This is a genomic window from Aliirhizobium sp. YIM B11859 (assembly GCF_057163345.1).
The window spans coordinates 367,672-383,220 of the sequence record NZ_JBXHAY010000001.1 but is presented as its reverse complement, the minus strand read 5'-3'; the positions used below and the strand labels follow the sequence as shown (position 1 = coordinate 383,220).

The window sequence follows — 15,549 nt, the reverse complement described above, 5'->3', positions numbered from 1 at the left end:
CTCGCCCCGCTTGCGGGGAGAGTGTCAGGGTGAGGGACAACCTGCACCGACTGCGTGAGGGGCAAACAACAATCCGCTAGCCCAGCCCCAACATCCGCCGATTGGCCGCTTCATCCGTTCCCGCGCCGGCAAAATCGTCAAACGCGTGTTCGGTAACCCGAATGATATGCGCCTTGACGAATTCCGCGCCTTCGCGCGCACCGTCTTCCGGATGTTTCAACGCGCATTCCCACTCGACCACAGCCCAGCCACCGAAATCATTGGCCGCCATCTTGGAGAAGATCGAACCGAAATCCACCTGCCCGTCACCCGGCGAGCGGAACCGCCCGGCGCGGTTCACCCAGCTCTGGAAACCACCGTAAACGCCCTGACGACCGGTCGGATTGAACTCCGCATCCTTGACGTGAAACATCCGGATGCGATCCTTGTAGATGTCGATATTGTCGAGATAGTCGAGGCATTGCAGCACGTAATGCGACGGGTCGTAGAGCATGTTGGCGCGCGGGTGGCTCTTCACCCGCTCGAGGAACATCTCGAAGGTTACGCCGTCATGCAGATCCTCGCTCGGATGGATTTCGTAACACACGTCGACGCCATTTTCCTCGGCATGGTCGAGGATCGGCGTCCAGCGCTTCGCCAGCTCGTCGAAGGCAGCCTCGACCAGACCGGCCGGACGCTGCGGAAACGGATAGAGATACGGCCAGACCAGCGCGCCGGAAAAGGTTGCATGCGCCTTGATGCCCAGATGCCGCGAGGCGGTGATGCCCATCTTCACCTGCTCGACCGCCCATTCCTGCCGCGCCTTGGGGTTACCGCGCACTTCCGGTGCGGCAAAACCGTCGAACACCTCGTCATAGGCGGGATGAACCGCAACCAGCTGCCCCTGCAGATGGGTCGAAAGTTCGGTGATCTCGACGCCGTTCTGTCGCGCCACACCGGCAAGCTCGTCACAATAATCCTTGGAGGTCGCGGCCTTTTTCAGGTCGATCAGCTGGCCGGCCCAGGTCGGCACCTGCACGCCGAGATAACCCTTGTCCGCCGCCCATTTGGTAATCCCGTCCCAGCTGTCGAACGGCGCTGCATCACCCGCGAACTGCCCGAGAAAGATGCCCGGACCTTTGATCGTCTTCATCAAAATACCTCCATTCTTATAAATTGGAACATGGAATGGGCGCGTACGGAGACAACCGTGCGCGCCCGAAAAAGGCCGATCAGAATGGCGAGTCTGGGAAGTAGAAGTTCTTGGCGTTGTCCTTCGTCACCAGCGTCGCATCAAGGATGTATTCGCCGCTCACCGGAACCTGATCGTAGAAATTGCCGGCTGTCAGCTGCATCGCAGTCGCCACCATTGCCGGCGGATAAAGCACGTCGACAGGGATCATCTTGTCGCCGTCCATCACCTTCTTGATCATGTCCTTGGAGCCGGCACCGGCCACGACATACTGGATGTCGCTGCGCTTGGCCTGACTGATCGCTTCCATCACGCCGACGGCCATGTCGTCATCCTGGCACCACACCACGTCGATCTTCGGATATTTGGTGAGATAGTCCTGCATCACCCGAAAAGCGTCGTCGCGATTCCAGTTGCCGAACTGCCGGTCCAGCACCTTGACCTTGGACCCGTTGATGCCCTTGTCGAAACCGTCCTGACGCTGCTGATCGATCGGGATCGGCAGCCCGCGGATGATGACGACCTGCGCTTCAGGCGTTGTTTTGGCGATATATTTGCCGGCCACCTCGCCGAGCGCCGGATTGTTGCCGGCGACATAGAGATCGCGGATCGTGCTGTCATTGACCGAGGGCGCGCGGTCGACCAATGCCACGAACTTGCCGTCATCCTTCACCTGCTGGATGGCGGATACCAGCTGGTCAGGATCGGTCGGCAGGATGACCAGTGCGTCGATGCCCTGGACCGCCAGATCCTGCACGGCATTCGCCTGGCTCGCCGGATCGGCGGAGGTCTTGACGATCACGTTGAGACCCTTGTGTTCGGCCATCAGCAGCTTGGCGACGCGTTCGGCATGGTAGACCACGCCCGCCGTCCAGCCATGGTCGGCGGCCGGAATGGAAACGCCGATCGTCACCTTCTTCGCATCCTGCGCGAATGTCGTCACCGGCACCGCGGCGGCAAATGCCGCCAACGCCGCCGCGGCATAGGTCAATAGTGTTCTCTTGCGCATGTTCTCTCTCCCACAGTTCACGGGGTCATCTCCTCCCAAACCGGACCCGCCCCTTAGGTCCGGCGAAACCTGTCTTGCTATTTCCGCATCAGCGACCTCTGCACCAACATGGCGATGATGATGATCGCGCCCTGAATGGCCCCGATCAGGTATTCGCTGACGAAGTTCGACAAAAGCATGATGTTGCCGACGATCTCGAGAATGAAGGCACCACAGACGGTGCCCCATATCCGCCCGACCCCGCCGCGCAAAAGCGTGCCGCCGACCACGACAGAGGTGATCGCCTGCAGCTCCCAGAGGATGCCGGTGGTCGCCGTCGTCGAGCCGAGCCTCGGCACGTAGAGCAGCACCGCAACAGCAACACAGAGCCCCTGAATGACATAGGCGATGGTGCGCACCCTGTTGACCGAGATGCCGGAATAACGTGCCACTTCCTCATTTGACCCGACCGCGATCACATGCCGCCCATAGCGTGTCCGATAAAGCACGAAGGCCGCGATCGCAGCAGTCGCGAAGATGATCACGACCGGGATCGGCACGCCGAACAGATCGCCGAAATAGACCGGCCGGTAGAGCTGCTGGAGGTTGCGGTCCTTGACCGTGATCGCACCGCCCTGGGAAAGCCAGGTGGTCAATCCGCGATAGATACCCATCGTACCGAGCGTAGCGATGAACGGCTCTATCTTGCCCACTGTGGTGATCAGGCCATTCGCCAATCCACATGCGGCGCCAAGCCCCAGCGCCAGCGCCATGGCGGCGACCAGCATCATCAGCGGATCGGCAATCGCACCCGAATTCATGAACAGGATCATAAGGCTGGCGACGAAGGCGACCATCGACCCGACCGACAGATCGAGCCCGCCGGCCGAGATCACATAGGTCGCGCCAAGCGCGATGATGGCAATGAAGGCGCTGCGGGTGATGACATTGGTGAGATTGGCGACCGAGACGAAATTCGGATTGGCGAAATAACCAAGCACCAGCAGCAGCGCCAGTGCCACAAACGGAGCAATCGCTGCCATATCCCAGTCGCGAGAAGTCTTCGGCGCCTTGGACGTGTCGGTTGTCACGGCACTCATGCGGGCTCCCTCCACGCGGGCGACAAGTCCCCCTCTGGCCTGCCGGCCATCTCCCCCACAAGGGGGGAGAGGACAAGCCTCACTGGCTTACCTCGATTGAACCTCGGCGGACCGGCTGGGTTAAGCCCTCCCCCTTGTGGGGAGGGTTGGGAGGGGTCTCTTCTCATGCCGCTTCCCCTGCACCGAGACCCGCATTCACCCCCGTCGCAAGCTGGACGATCTCGTTTTCGGTCATATGCTCTCCCTGAACTTCGCCGACGATCCTGCCTGCCCGCATCACCAGGATGCGATCGCAGATGCCGATCAGCTCCGGCATTTCCGACGAAACGACGATGATCGAGCGTCCCTCTTCGGCCAGTGCCGCGATGAATTTGTAGATCTGCTCCTTGTTGCCGATGTCGATGCCGCGCGTCGGCTCGTCGATGATCACCACCTGCGGATCGAGCATCATCATCTTGGCAAGCAGGAGCTTCTGCTGGTTGCCGCCGGAAAGCTGGCCGGCGAGAATGGTTTTCGTACCGGTGCGGATATCGAAATCACGGATTGCCTTGTCGAGAGCCTTGCCCTCCCGTTCGCGATCGATCTGCAGGCCGCGGGTGAATTTGCCGAGCGAGGCGAGCGTCAGGTTGACCGCCAGGTCCTTCGTCAGCAACAGCCCCTTGCCCTTGCGATCCTCGGAAAGATAGGCGACGCCGGCCTTGAGGCTGGAATGCACATCGGTAAAGGCGACTGGCCGACCGTTGAACGCCACCTGCCCCTTGGCAGGGCGCAGGCCCACCAGTCCTTCCATCAGCTCGGTCCGCCCGGCACCGATCAACCCGGCAAAACCGAGGATCTCGCCCTTGCGCAAGGTGAAGGCCGCGTCGCGCGCATAACCCGGCACGTCGAACCCCTCGACCTGCAGCACCAGATCCTGCCGCCCAGCCGTATGCCGGTCGGGATAAAGCTTGGCAACGTCACGCCCAACCATCAATCGCGCCATATCCGCCGGCTGCAGCTCCACCGTATCATGGGAAGCGACGAGGCGCCCGTCGCGCAGCACGGTCACCCGATCGGCAATTTCCTTCACCTCCGGCAGCCGGTGCGAAATGTAAAGCACCCCGACACCCTTGGCGCGGATCTGCGTGATCACCTTGAGCAGTGCCTCCGTTTCGTGCGGCGTCAGTGACGCCGTCGGTTCGTCGAAGATGACGATACGATGCGGCACAAGCAGCACGCGGGCGATCTGCACCAGCTGGCGCTGTGCAATCGACAGTCGGGATACGATCGTGTCCGGGTTGATATCACCGCCGAGATCGCCGATCGCCTTGGCCGCCCCGTCCCGCATCGCCCGGTCGTCGACGACGAAGCCCCAACCCGCCCGTTTGCCGAGCTCGCGTCCAAGATAGATGTTCTGCGCCACCGTCAGATCGGGCGCGAGCAGGATTTCCTGATGCACCAGTACGATGCCGTGGCTCTCGGCGTCCACGGGGCCGGAGAAACTGACCGGCTTGCCATCGATTGCGATCGCTCCGCGGGTCGGCTGATGATTGCCGGCAAGGATCTTCATCAGCGTCGATTTGCCGGCGCCGTTTTCACCGATGATGGCATGAACCTCACCGGCTTTCACCGTCAGGCTGATGTCCTTGAGGACTTCGACGATACCGAATGTCTTGCAAAGGCCGCTTGCCTCTAGCAGCGGCGGGTCAACGGATACGCCAAGGCCGGCGGGGGATTGCATCATCCGCCCGACCTCAAATTCACGAGCGTCGTGAAACGGTCGCTACGCGACACGCCCCCAACGCCTGCCTCCTCGCAAGCGATGTGGTGCACCTGAACTCCTCCTGAAATTCAGGCTATCGAAGATTCTGAGGTACGTAAAGCAGCTTCACACCTCAAACTTGCGTCATCGACGAAGGTCGATCATCAACGCCGAACGATGCCGACCTTGGCAATCACATCCTTGGGGATTTCGTAACGCCGGATAAGGTCGCGATTGTCTCTCAAGCCGATAAGTTCGCGCTGGATGAACAGCGACCAAACTGCATCCGCCGCCTCGTAGACGAGGTTCATCCGCTCGGTTTCGTCGCTCCGTTCAGGATCGGCGTCCCATTGACGAAGCTTCGCCAGACAGGTCTCGAGCTTCTTGCCCTGCAGCCCCAGTGACGCGGCACGTTCGGCCGCGATCTCGTATTCGAGAATATTGAGCCCGCTCTCCGGCGACCGGGACTGATAGAAGGATTGCGGTGGACGCACGGACATGGCGATCTCCGGTTTCCCAGCCACTTTAGCCGATAATCCTTCGACCCGAAAACCCCGCTTATGTCGCCTTGATGAAATCGATGAAGGCACGCAGCGGTGCCGGCACCAGCCGGCGGCCGGGATAATAGAGAAAAGGTCCGGGAAACGACGGCCACCAGTCTTCCAGAACCGGCTCCAGCCGCCCGGCGTCAAGATGCGGCCTCAGCCAGTCCTCGAACAGCATGACGATACCACTTCCGGCGATTGCGCAATCGACCGCAAGATCCACCCCGCCGCCGGTCTGCACGATTAGCGCCGCCGGCGGGTCGATCAACACGGTCTCCTCTCCGCGTTCGAATTCCCAGCCGGGCATCGAGCCGCTGGCAAACCGGTTGCGAATACAGGCATGATCGACCAGCTCGCGCGGATGGCTCGGCCGCCCGCGCCGGTCGAGATAGTCCCTGGACGCGACGGCGGCAAAACGCTGCGACCGCGGACCGATTGGCACTGCAATCATGTCCTGCGCCAGCCGCTCGTCGTACCGGATGCCGGCGTCACAGCCCGCGGCGATCACATCGACGAAACTGTCCTCGATCATCAGCTCCAGCCTGATATCCGGATAGGCTGCCAGAAACCGCGGCAAGATCGATGGCAGAACCAGCCGTGCCGCACTGACCGGCACGTTGAGCTTCAGCACACCGGCCGGCCGTTCGCGAAACCCGTTGACCACATCGAGCGCCGCCTCCATCTCGGAAAGTGCGGGGGCAAGCCTTTCAAACAGACCCTGCCCGGCTTCGGTCGTCGCCACGCTGCGGGTCGTGCGGTTGAACAGCCGGACACCGAGCTGCGCTTCCAGCCGTCGCACTGCATCGCTGAGGCCGGACGCACTGCCGCCACTCGCCCTGGCGCCTTCGCGAAAGCCGCCGGCACGCGCCACGACGAGGAACGCCTGAAGATCGCCGATTTCCACCGCCATGGTCTCATCTCCGGATTGTCCGCCTGAACGTACAGACTATACGCATTGTATGGACTACCAAAGGGAACAGCAGGCCGCTATCTCCATTTCACTGTCGATCATGAAAAGGAGCATCCTCATGTCCGATCTAAAGACAACAGACCTCTCGAAATCCGGCACGTTCGTAATGGGCAGCCATACGGTGAAACGTATCGGCTACGGTGCCATGCAGCTTGCCGGCCCCGGCGTCTTCGGCCCGCCCAAGGATCGCGCGGCGGCCATTGCCGTTCTGCGCGCCGCAATCGAGGCCGGCGTCGATCACATCGACACCAGCGATTTCTACGGCCCGCATGTGACGAACCAGATCATCCGCGAGGCTTTGCATCCCTATCCGAAAGATCTCACCATCGTCACCAAGGTCTCGGCAAGACGCGGCCCCAATGCCGAATGGATACCGGCCATGTCGAAGGAGGAACTGATTTCCGCCGTCCACGACAACCTGCGCAATCTTGGCCTTGACGTCATCGACATCGTTAACTTCCGCTCGATGCACGGCATCCACGGCCCGGCCGAAGGATCGATCGAGGAACAGGTGACGGTTTTGGCCGATCTGCAGCGCCAGGGTCTGATCCGCCATATCGGCATTTCGAACGTGACCGCCACCCAGATCGCCGAGGCGCGCAATCTCGCCGAGATCGTCTGCGTCCAGAACCAGTACAATCTGGCTCACCGCGAAGACGACGCCCTGATCGATCAGCTGGCAAAGGAAGGCACCGCCTATGTGCCCTTCTTCCCGCTCGGTGGTTTCTCACCGCTGCAGTCTTCGACACTTTCGGATGTCGCCGCACGCCTCGACGCCACACCGATGCAAGTCGCGCTCGCATGGCTGCTGCAGCGCTCGCCGAACATTCTCCTGATCCCCGGCACGTCTTCCGTTGGACACCTTGAGGAAAACCTTGCCGCCGGCGAACTGACATTGCCGCAAGACGCACTTGCCGAACTGGATGGCATTGCCGGCAAGAAGGCCGCGTAAAGGGACGAACATCATCGGAAGCTCCCTCATTCCCGTGCATGTCACGGGAATGAGGGAACGTGTATTGGCCGCCCCGGACAATCACCTGCCCGGGGCGGCGTTGCCTAACTGATCACACGTAACGGTTCACGACATTTTCCAGATATTCCTGGCGGCCGGACTTCGGGTCCGGATTGATGTTGTCGCGTTCAACCTTGGCGGCGATCTCGTCGAGTTTGTATTCGCCGCGCAGCATCTTCTGCGCCTCCGGGCTGTCCCACTTGGCATAACGGTCGGAAAGCGGCTTCGACAGAGCCCCATCCTCCACCATCTTCGCCGCAGCCTTGAGGCCGCGGGCGCAGCAATCCATGCCGCCGATATGGCCGATCAACAGGTCGGCCGGATCGATCGACTGGCGGCGCAGCTTGCTGTCGAAATTGGTGCCGCCGGTGGTAAACCCGCCTGCCAGCAGAACCTGATAATAGGCGAGCGCCATTTCCGGCACGTTGTTGGGGAACTGGTCGGTATCCCAGCCCGACTGGTAATCGTTACGGTTCATGTCGATCGAGCCGAAAATGCCGTGGGCATTGGCAAGTGCCAGCTCATGCTCGAACGTATGGCCGGCAAGGATCGCATGGCCCTGCTCGATATTCATCTTCACCTCGTTTTCGAGGCCATACTTTTTCAGGAAGCCGTAGACGGTAGCGACGTCGTAGTCATACTGGTGCTTGGTCGGTTCCTGCGGCTTCGGCTCGACCAGGATCTGGCCCTTGAAGCCGATCTTGTATTTGTATTCGACGACGAGATGCAGCATCCGCGCCATCTGGTCGAATTCGCGCGAAAGATCTGTGTTGAGCAGCGTCTCATACCCTTCGCGACCGCCCCACAACACGTAATTATCGCCGCCGAGCTTCATCGTGGCGTCCATGCAGGTCTTGATCGTCGCTGCCGAATAGGCAAACACGTCCGGATCCGGATTGGTCGAGGCGCCCGACATGAAGCGGCGGTTGGAAAACAGGTTCGCCGTGCCCCAGAGCAGCTTGACGCCGGTCTCCTCCTGCTTGCCCGCAAAGTAGTCGACGATTTCGTTGAGGTTCTTGGTATTCTCGGCAAACGTCTTGCCTTCCGGCCGCACGTCGGCATCGTGGAAGCAATAGAAAGGCGCGCCGAGCAGCGAGAACATTTCGAAGGCGACATCCGCCTTCAGCTTGGCCTTGGCCATCTCGTCGCCATACCAGGGCCGATCGAACGTGCGTCCGCCGAAGGGATCGCCACCCTCCCAGGCAAACGAATGCCAATAGGCGACGGCAAAGCGCAGATGGTCTTCCATCCGCTTGCCCGCAACGATCTCTTCCGGGTTGTAGAACCGGTAGGCCAGCGGATTGGTGCTGTCCGGTCCCTCGTACTTGATCTTGGAAATATCACCGAAAAAACCAGTGCTCATTTTAAGTCTCCTCCATGGAAAGCGCGTTATCGGATAACGGATCAAATATGAGGTACGTACCTCATATCAAGTGAAAAATTGCCGCTGCCCGATGCCAATTGACCGGAAGCGGGAAATGGAAGGGGAGCGCGCTCCCCTTCATCACATAATCAGCCTGCAATGGCCCGGATTGCCGGATAAGCGGCCCGGTAGCGCCGGTAAGCAACCTCGTAAGCTTCGGTGAGACCAGTGAAGGGATCGATCGTCTGTTCCGTCTTCGGTGCCGAGCAGACGGCAACCGGGTCGGCGCCAGTCGCTGCAATCAACCCGAGACGGGCGGCACCAAAGGCCGCACCGAAATCGCCATCAGCCGGAATATCGACCGGCACGCCGAGCGAGGTTGCGATCGACGACAGCCAGTAGTGCGAGCGCGAACCACCGCCAATGGCCGTCACGCGCGAAATCGACGTACCGGCGGACTTCAGTGCTTCAAACGAATCCCGGATCGCAAAGGTGACGCCTTCGAGCACCGCCTGGGTCAGCACCACGCGGCTCGATTCATGCTCCAGCCCGATGAACGCGCCGCGGATCACCGCGTCGTTATGCGGCGTGCGCTCACCGGAAAGATAGGGAAGGAAGGTAACGCCGGTCGGCGCCTTGAGGGCCTCGCCGAGTTCGCCGGAAAGGTCGGCGGCAGACTTGCCCATCACCTTGGCATGCCAGTTGATCGCGTCCGCCGCAGACAGGATAACCCCCATCTGGTGCCATGTGTTGGGCAGCGCGTGGCAGAAGGCATGGACGGCACTTTCCGGCTTCGGCAGATAGGAACCGTTGGCGGCAAACAGCACGCCGGACGTGCCGAGTGAGACGAAGGCCTGGCCTTCCTTGACTGTCCCCATGCCGCAGGCCGAGGCCGCATTGTCGCCTGCCCCACCGGCCACCACGACGTCGCCGGAAATGCCCCATATGGCCGCCAGTTCGCCACGCAGCCTGCCGGCCTCGTCGGTGCCTTCCACCAGCGACGGCATCTGGTCTTCGGAAAGATCCGTCGCGGAGAGAAGCTCGGCCGACCATTTGCGCGCACCGGTATCGAGCCAGGACGTCCCGGCCGAATCCGACATTTCCGAAATATGCTCGCCCGTCAGCCACAGACGCAGATAATCCTTCGGCAGCAGAACCTTGGCGACCTTGGCAAAAATCTCCGGCTCGGTGTTCTTCACCCAGGCAAGCTTCGGCGCGGTAAAGCCCGGAAACACGATATTGCCGGTGAGCTGGCGAAACCGCGGATCGGCATCGAGTGTCGCCGCCTCATGGAAGGAACGCGTGTCGTTCCACAGGATGCAGGGGCGCAGAACCTTGTCGTCCGCATCCAGCAGTGTCGCGCCATGCATCTGGCCGGACAGGCCGATGCCCTTGACCGCCGAAAGCTCTTTCGGATGAGCGGCCTTCAGCCCGGCAATTGCTTCTTCCGTGGCACGGATCCAATGCGCCGGGTCCTGTTCCGACCAGCCGGAATGTGGCCGCGACACGTCGAGCGCACCGCTGGCGGAACCGATGATCGCCTGATCGCCATCGATCAGCATCGCCTTGACGCCGGAAGTGCCGAGATCGAGACCGAGATACATTTTGTCTTCTCCTAGATCGCGCCGTCTTTGTGCGGCTGGTTGGTTTGCAATGCGTTTGCCCCTCGAAAGCTACGCTCAGGGCATATTGTCCTTGAGAAATATGTCGATACGAATGCGCTCCTGCGCCGCAATCACCTGCAGGCCGTCCGCCCTGCCCTTCAAAACTCGGATCGCGCTACGGACCTCATGACCGGCATCCTGGTTGAGAACGGCGTCGATGAGACCTCGCGAGAGCGCCGCTCTCGTCGTGCCCGTCAATTCATGGGCAACGACCTGCGGACGGTTTTCCGCCGCTATGCCCGCCAGCGCGTGAACAATGCCGCGATTGCCGGCACCGAGGCTGTAGAGACCGATGACATCGGAATGGCGGTTGAGGACGGCGGAAACAAGCTCATCGGCAAGCGCCGGGTCATCGCGCGCCTCGACCACCGGAAGAATGTCGAAGCCGGGAAAATGCTCAGCCATCACGGCGAGGAACCCTTCCAGCCGCTCGCGATGGTCCCGCACCAGCATCGATCCGGCGACGACCGCCACCCTGCCATCGCGACCACCCAGAAACCGCCCGAGCAGGTTGGCCGCCGTGCGGCCTGCAGCATTGTTGTCGATCCCGGCGAAATGATCCCGCTCGGATCCGGGAAGATCGGAAACCAGTGTGACGACGGCAATGCCGGCGCGCTTCAATCTTGTTACGGCCGCATGGACCTCCGCGCCCTCGACGGCCACGAAGGCAACCCCGTCCGGCGTGTCGGCGGCAAGACAGTCGAGCGCCTTCGCCAGAGCCTGCGCATCGAAGGGCGGCACGTCGACGACACGGATCCGGGTTCGCTCCGGGCCTGAACGGGCGATCGCCTCATCCACCTCGTCGCGCACGCTGATCATGAAGGAATTGTCGTTGCTGGGCAGCACGAAGGCGAAGGAATAGGTGCGCCCCTTGGCAAGATTGGCCGCGGCAACGTCGCGCACATAACCGAGGTTCGAGATTGCTTCCTCGACGCGCTCCCGTGTGATGTGCCGCACACCCGGTCGCCCGTTGAGAACGCGGTCGACGGTCGCAAGACTGACGCCTGCGCTGCGCGCGATATCGTGGACTGTGGGCTTCATGCGTTCCTCCGCAAGACGTCCTAGACCACATTTTGAGGTACGTAAATCAGAAATTCCCGGAGAACGGCCGCACGAATGTGGAAAAGGGCCGCAGCCTCATGGCAACGGCCCTTTTATGTCGTGTTGTGGATGACATCTCTGGCCGTCAGTGGCCGCCGCCGCTGCGGCCGGTAATCTGCGCCGATGGTTTTTCGATCATCGAGACGCCAAGCACCATGAAGCCGAATATCACGGTCAGGATCAGGAAGATGTCGCTGAACGACATCACCACCGCCTGCTGCGTGACGAGATTGACCATCTGCCGGATGGCGCCCGTCGCACCGTCGAGCCCTGCAGCATTGAGATTGGAGGCCATGCTGTTCATCTGGTCGACGGCCGTCGGATTGCCCCAATCGAGATGTTCGCGTAGCCGTTCGTAATGCACGTCCTGACGGTTGGAAAGCAATGTGCTGATGATCGCAAGGCCCACGGCACCGCCGAGATTTCGCGTCAGATTGAACAGGCCGGACGCGCCGCGGATACGGGCCGGAGGCAGGGTGCCGAGCGCGATATTGTTGATAGGCACCATGCACATCATCAGGCCGAAACCGCGCAGCACCTGCGGCAGGAACAGTTCGTAGAAATCCCAGTCCGCCGTGATGCCGGTCATGATATAGGTGCCGGCACCGAAGCTGACGAAACCGAGCACCATCATCGCCCTCAAGTCCATCAGCGTCGACAACTTGCCGGCGATCGGCGCGGTGAAGAACATCGCCAGACCCGAAACGAACATCGTCTCGCCGATCATCAGGCTGTCATAGTCGCGCACGCGGCTGAGATAGACCGGATAGATATAGGTCAGCCCGTAAAGCCCGATCCCCATCACGAAGGAGAAGATCGAACCGAGCGCGAAGTTGCGGTTGGCAAAGGCCGTCAGGTCCACCACCGGAAAATCGACGGTAAAGGCGCGGTAGAAGAAAATCACCGCGCCGACAACCGATGCGATTGCGCCGAGAACGATCAGGTTGTCGTTGAACCAGTCGTTGGAATTACCCTCTTCCAGCACGTATTCCAACGCGCCGAGAAAGACACCCATCGAGATCAGACCCCACCAGTCGAACTTCTTGAACAGCGACCATTCCGGCTTGTCGAAGTCGATGAAATTCCAGGTCAGGATGGTGACGAAGATACCCGGAATGATGTTGACCAGGAACAGCCAGTGCCAGGAAAACGCATTCGACAGATAACCGCCGACCGTTGGCCCGATGGTCGGCGCAAGCGTCGCGATGAGGCCGATGATCGGCGAAACGATTGCCCGCTTCGACGGCGGGAAGATGGTGAAGGCAGCGGCAAACACCGACGGGATCATGCCGCCGCCGATAAACCCCTGGATCGCCCGGTAGACGATCATCTGGTCGATATTCGAGGCGGTCGCGGCAAGCGCGCTGGCGGCCGTAAAGCCCGCGGCGGAAAACGCGAACAGATAGCGGGTCGAAACCACGCGGGCAAGCGTACCCGACAGCGGGATCATGATCACTTCGGCGATCAGATAGGAGGTCTGCACCCAGCCGATCTCGTCCGAGCCGGCAGACAGGCCGGCCTGGATTTCCGACAGCGATGCCGAAACGATCTGAATGTCGAGGATCGACATGAACATGCCGAGCACCATCGCGAAAAACGCGATGAGCCGGCCGACCGGCATATGCTCCTCCACCTTCGGAGGCGCGGCCGGGATAGATCCTGCAGTTGTCGTTGCGCTCCCAGCCATGGGACCACCTCCGCCCTATATCAGGGTCATTTTGACGAGGAGCCGGTTCAGCGGCCGTTACTTCTGCGGTGCCGTGCGCGTATCGACGTCGACCACGACGCTCAAGCCGGCACGAAGCCGCCCTGTATCGAGCGCATCCTGCGGCAGGGCGATACGCACCGGCACGCGCTGGATGATCTTGGTGAAATTGCCCGTCGCGTTTTCCGGCGGCAGCAGCGAGAAGACAGAGCCGGAGGCCGGCGCCAGCGATTCCACCGTGCCGATGATCGGGTCATCGCTATAAGCGTCGACATGCACCTTCACCTTGGAGCCCGGCTCCAGATGCTGGATCTGGGTCTCCTTGAAATTGGCGTCGATATAGAGCTGGCGGGTCGGCACCAGCGCCATCAGCCGTTGGCCGGGCGAAACGAGATCGCCTTCCTGCACCGAGCGATTGCCGACGACACCGTCGTAAGGAGCCTTCAGCACTGTAAACGACAGGTCGCGGGCGGCCTTGTCACGCTGCAGTTCGAGCGTGCGCACCTGGCCCTCGGCCTCTCTGCGCTGCGCTTCAAGAATGGTGATATTGGCCTCCGCCGACTTGATCGCGGCATCGCCGCCGATCAGGTTCGCCTTGGCCTGGTCGAGCGCCACATTGGCGCTGTCGAGATCGGCGGCCGTGCCGGCGGACTTCGCGGAAAGCTCCGTCTGGCGCTTCTGGGTGATCTCGGCACCGCGGACGGCAGCCTGCAGCGCCACCTTGGACGCCTGGGACTGGGCAAGGCTTGCCTGCGAACCCTCAACCTGCGCATCGATGCGCGATAGCGACAGCTTTTCCGTCTCGATCGCCGCATTGGCCTGGTCGAGTGCGTTCTGGTAATCGCCGTTATCGAGCGTCACGAGCACGTCGCCGGCCTTGACCTGCTGGTTGGCGACCACGTTCACCTTCGATACGAAGGCCGTGACCTTGGGAGAAATGGTAGCGATGTCGCCCTCGATATAGGCGTCGTCAGTGGAAACCATGAACCGGCCGGTCGTCCACCATTCATAACCATACCATGCGCCACCGGCGAGAAGCGCCAGACCGATGATCGGCAGCACGAGGCCGCGCTTCTTTTTCTTCGGGGCTTCGGCAGCCGGAGCGGGCGCCTGCGTCTGGGCCGGCGCTGCAGGGCTGGCTTCGGCCGTCACCGGCGCAGCCTGTTCCTGGGCAGCCGCGCCGTTCACGGTCGCATCGTCATTGGTAACTGTGCGCAGCGCACCGGTATTCTTGGAGGCCGTCATGGGCAGAACCATCTTCTAAGGAAACGAGAACCGATCGAACCGATCAGTTCGGAGCGTTGACATAAAGCCTTCCTTACCACATATCAAGTGCTGATCGAACCGGTCGGTTCGAAAAAGCTTGGAAATGGAAAGAATGACGTCGACAGGGTTAAAGAAGGTCTCGCTGAAAGATGCCGGAGGGGAAACTTCCAAGGGGCATGGACGGTTTGCGGCCGGCGAGGACCCGGCCAAGCGCGAACAGATCCTTGAAGGCGCCAAGCGCGTCTTCATGCGGCTCGGCTTCGATGCCGCAAGCATGAACGACATCACTCGCGAGGCTGGCGTCTCCAAGGGAACGATCTACGTCTATTTCTCCAACAAGGAAGACCTCTTCGTCGCCATGGTGGAAACCGAGCGCGCCGCGTTTCTCAGCTCGCTGCGGATGGTTCTGGCGAACAACGAGAATATCGAAACAGGACTGTATCGTTTCGGCGTCACCTTTCTCGAACACCTGACCGACGAGAACGTGATAACCGCAATGCGCACGGTACTGGGCGTTCGTGAGCGTATGCCGGACCTGTGTTCGCGCTTCTTCCGCGGCCCGCAGAATTTGCGAACGGTGCTGCATGACTACCTGGAACTGGGCGTTGCCGCAGGTGCTCTTGAGATCGATGATCTCGACCTCGCCTCCGGACAATTCCTTGATCTTGCCAGCGGCAGCTTCTTCAAATTCCGTCTGTTCGGAACGATGCAGGATGCTCCCTCGCGGCAGGAGATCGATCGTGTCATCCGTGGCGCCATACGCGTCTTCATGGCCGCCTACGCCTCCGATAACAAATCCGTGATCGTCAAAGCGGTCTGAGCGGACCGAATTGTCACACCCTCACTTCAACCTACTCTTGTTTTCGGGGCAAAAATTCCCAAATGCGGCGAGAATTTACGCCTTTCGATTGAAAACAGGAGAT

13 protein-coding genes are annotated in these 15,549 nt (G+C 61.0%); 2 read left to right on the top strand and 11 right to left on the bottom strand.

Annotated elements, in window-relative coordinates:
* Positions 1–76 precede the first annotated feature (76 nt).
* The 6 genes from AC2GXZ_RS01685 to AC2GXZ_RS01660 form a co-directional block, all read right to left on the bottom strand.
* Complete coding sequence (locus AC2GXZ_RS01685; RefSeq protein ID WP_483757389.1) at positions 77–1,132, bottom strand: sugar phosphate isomerase/epimerase family protein; 1,056 nt, start codon at positions 1,130–1,132, stop codon at positions 77–79.
* Between the two features lie 79 nt (positions 1,133–1,211).
* Positions 1,212–2,180 (bottom strand): substrate-binding domain-containing protein, encoded by a 969-nt coding sequence (locus tag AC2GXZ_RS01680; protein WP_483757388.1) that lies wholly within the window; start codon positions 2,178–2,180, stop codon positions 1,212–1,214.
* A 77-nt stretch (positions 2,181–2,257) separates the two neighbouring features.
* The gene (locus AC2GXZ_RS01675) at positions 2,258–3,259 is read right to left on the bottom strand and encodes an ABC transporter permease (RefSeq protein ID WP_483757387.1); all 1,002 of its coding nucleotides are present in this window, start codon (positions 3,257–3,259) and stop codon (positions 2,258–2,260) included.
* 163 nt (positions 3,260–3,422) lie between these two features.
* Entirely contained in the window at positions 3,423–4,982 is a 1,560-nt protein-coding gene (locus AC2GXZ_RS01670; protein ID WP_483757386.1) for a sugar ABC transporter ATP-binding protein, read from the bottom strand.
* A 182-nt stretch (positions 4,983–5,164) separates the two neighbouring features.
* Positions 5,165–5,500, bottom strand: coding sequence for a DUF6665 family protein (locus tag AC2GXZ_RS01665; protein ID WP_483757385.1), 336 nt, complete (start codon positions 5,498–5,500; stop codon positions 5,165–5,167).
* Positions 5,501–5,558: 58 nt separating this feature from the next.
* A complete protein-coding gene (locus AC2GXZ_RS01660) occupies positions 5,559–6,455 on the bottom strand; it encodes a LysR family transcriptional regulator (RefSeq protein ID WP_483757384.1) in 897 nt (298 codons plus the stop codon).
* Between the two features lie 118 nt (positions 6,456–6,573).
* Between AC2GXZ_RS01660 and AC2GXZ_RS01655 the strand changes: the two genes are divergently transcribed.
* Complete coding sequence (locus tag AC2GXZ_RS01655) at positions 6,574–7,467, top strand: aldo/keto reductase family oxidoreductase (protein WP_483757383.1); 894 nt, start codon at positions 6,574–6,576, stop codon at positions 7,465–7,467.
* 112 nt (positions 7,468–7,579) lie between these two features.
* On the opposite strand, the gene xylA is transcribed toward AC2GXZ_RS01655, so the two are convergent.
* From xylA to AC2GXZ_RS01630, 5 genes are all read right to left on the bottom strand, one after another.
* Entirely contained in the window at positions 7,580–8,890 is a 1,311-nt protein-coding gene (gene xylA, locus AC2GXZ_RS01650) for a xylose isomerase (protein WP_483757382.1), read from the bottom strand.
* Between the two features lie 149 nt (positions 8,891–9,039).
* Positions 9,040–10,494 carry a xylulokinase gene (gene xylB, locus AC2GXZ_RS01645; RefSeq protein ID WP_483757381.1) on the bottom strand — a complete coding sequence of 485 codons (1,455 nt, stop codon included), beginning with the start codon at positions 10,492–10,494 and terminating at the stop codon, positions 9,040–9,042.
* A gap of 75 nt (positions 10,495–10,569) precedes the next feature.
* Positions 10,570–11,595, bottom strand: a complete 1,026-nt coding sequence (locus AC2GXZ_RS01640; protein ID WP_483757380.1) for a LacI family DNA-binding transcriptional regulator — start codon at positions 11,593–11,595, stop codon at positions 10,570–10,572.
* Between the two features lie 145 nt (positions 11,596–11,740).
* A complete protein-coding gene (locus tag AC2GXZ_RS01635; RefSeq protein WP_483757379.1) occupies positions 11,741–13,342 on the bottom strand; it encodes a DHA2 family efflux MFS transporter permease subunit in 1,602 nt (533 codons plus the stop codon).
* A gap of 57 nt (positions 13,343–13,399) precedes the next feature.
* Positions 13,400–14,611 (bottom strand): HlyD family secretion protein, encoded by a 1,212-nt coding sequence (locus tag AC2GXZ_RS01630; RefSeq protein WP_483758234.1) that lies wholly within the window; start codon positions 14,609–14,611, stop codon positions 13,400–13,402.
* Positions 14,612–14,738: 127 nt separating this feature from the next.
* On the opposite strand from AC2GXZ_RS01630, the gene AC2GXZ_RS01625 reads away from it, so the two are divergent.
* Positions 14,739–15,446: a TetR/AcrR family transcriptional regulator gene (locus AC2GXZ_RS01625; RefSeq protein WP_483757378.1), complete on the top strand. Its 708-nt coding sequence runs from the start codon at positions 14,739–14,741 to the stop codon at positions 15,444–15,446.
* Positions 15,447–15,549: the final 103 nt, after the last annotated feature.

Excerpts from the sequence above, each read along its gene's own strand:
- AC2GXZ_RS01685 (WP_483757389.1), bottom strand. The coding sequence starts at position 1,132 with ATGAAGACGATCAAAGGTCCGGGCATCTTTCTCGGGCAGTTCGCGGGT.
- AC2GXZ_RS01680 (WP_483757388.1), bottom strand. The coding sequence starts at position 2,180 with ATGCGCAAGAGAACACTATTGACCTATGCCGCGGCGGCGTTGGCGGCA.
- AC2GXZ_RS01675 (WP_483757387.1), bottom strand. The coding sequence starts at position 3,259 with ATGAGTGCCGTGACAACCGACACGTCCAAGGCGCCGAAGACTTCTCGC.
- AC2GXZ_RS01670 (WP_483757386.1), bottom strand. The coding sequence starts at position 4,982 with ATGATGCAATCCCCCGCCGGCCTTGGCGTATCCGTTGACCCGCCGCTG.
- AC2GXZ_RS01665 (WP_483757385.1), bottom strand. The coding sequence starts at position 5,500 with ATGTCCGTGCGTCCACCGCAATCCTTCTATCAGTCCCGGTCGCCGGAG.
- AC2GXZ_RS01660 (WP_483757384.1), bottom strand. The coding sequence starts at position 6,455 with ATGGCGGTGGAAATCGGCGATCTTCAGGCGTTCCTCGTCGTGGCGCGT.
- AC2GXZ_RS01655 (WP_483757383.1), top strand. The coding sequence starts at position 6,574 with ATGTCCGATCTAAAGACAACAGACCTCTCGAAATCCGGCACGTTCGTA.
- xylA (WP_483757382.1), bottom strand. The coding sequence starts at position 8,890 with ATGAGCACTGGTTTTTTCGGTGATATTTCCAAGATCAAGTACGAGGGA.
- xylB (WP_483757381.1), bottom strand. The coding sequence starts at position 10,494 with ATGTATCTCGGTCTCGATCTCGGCACTTCCGGCGTCAAGGCGATGCTG.
- AC2GXZ_RS01640 (WP_483757380.1), bottom strand. The coding sequence starts at position 11,595 with ATGAAGCCCACAGTCCACGATATCGCGCGCAGCGCAGGCGTCAGTCTT.
- AC2GXZ_RS01635 (WP_483757379.1), bottom strand. The coding sequence starts at position 13,342 with ATGGCTGGGAGCGCAACGACAACTGCAGGATCTATCCCGGCCGCGCCT.
- AC2GXZ_RS01625 (WP_483757378.1), top strand. The coding sequence starts at position 14,739 with ATGACGTCGACAGGGTTAAAGAAGGTCTCGCTGAAAGATGCCGGAGGG.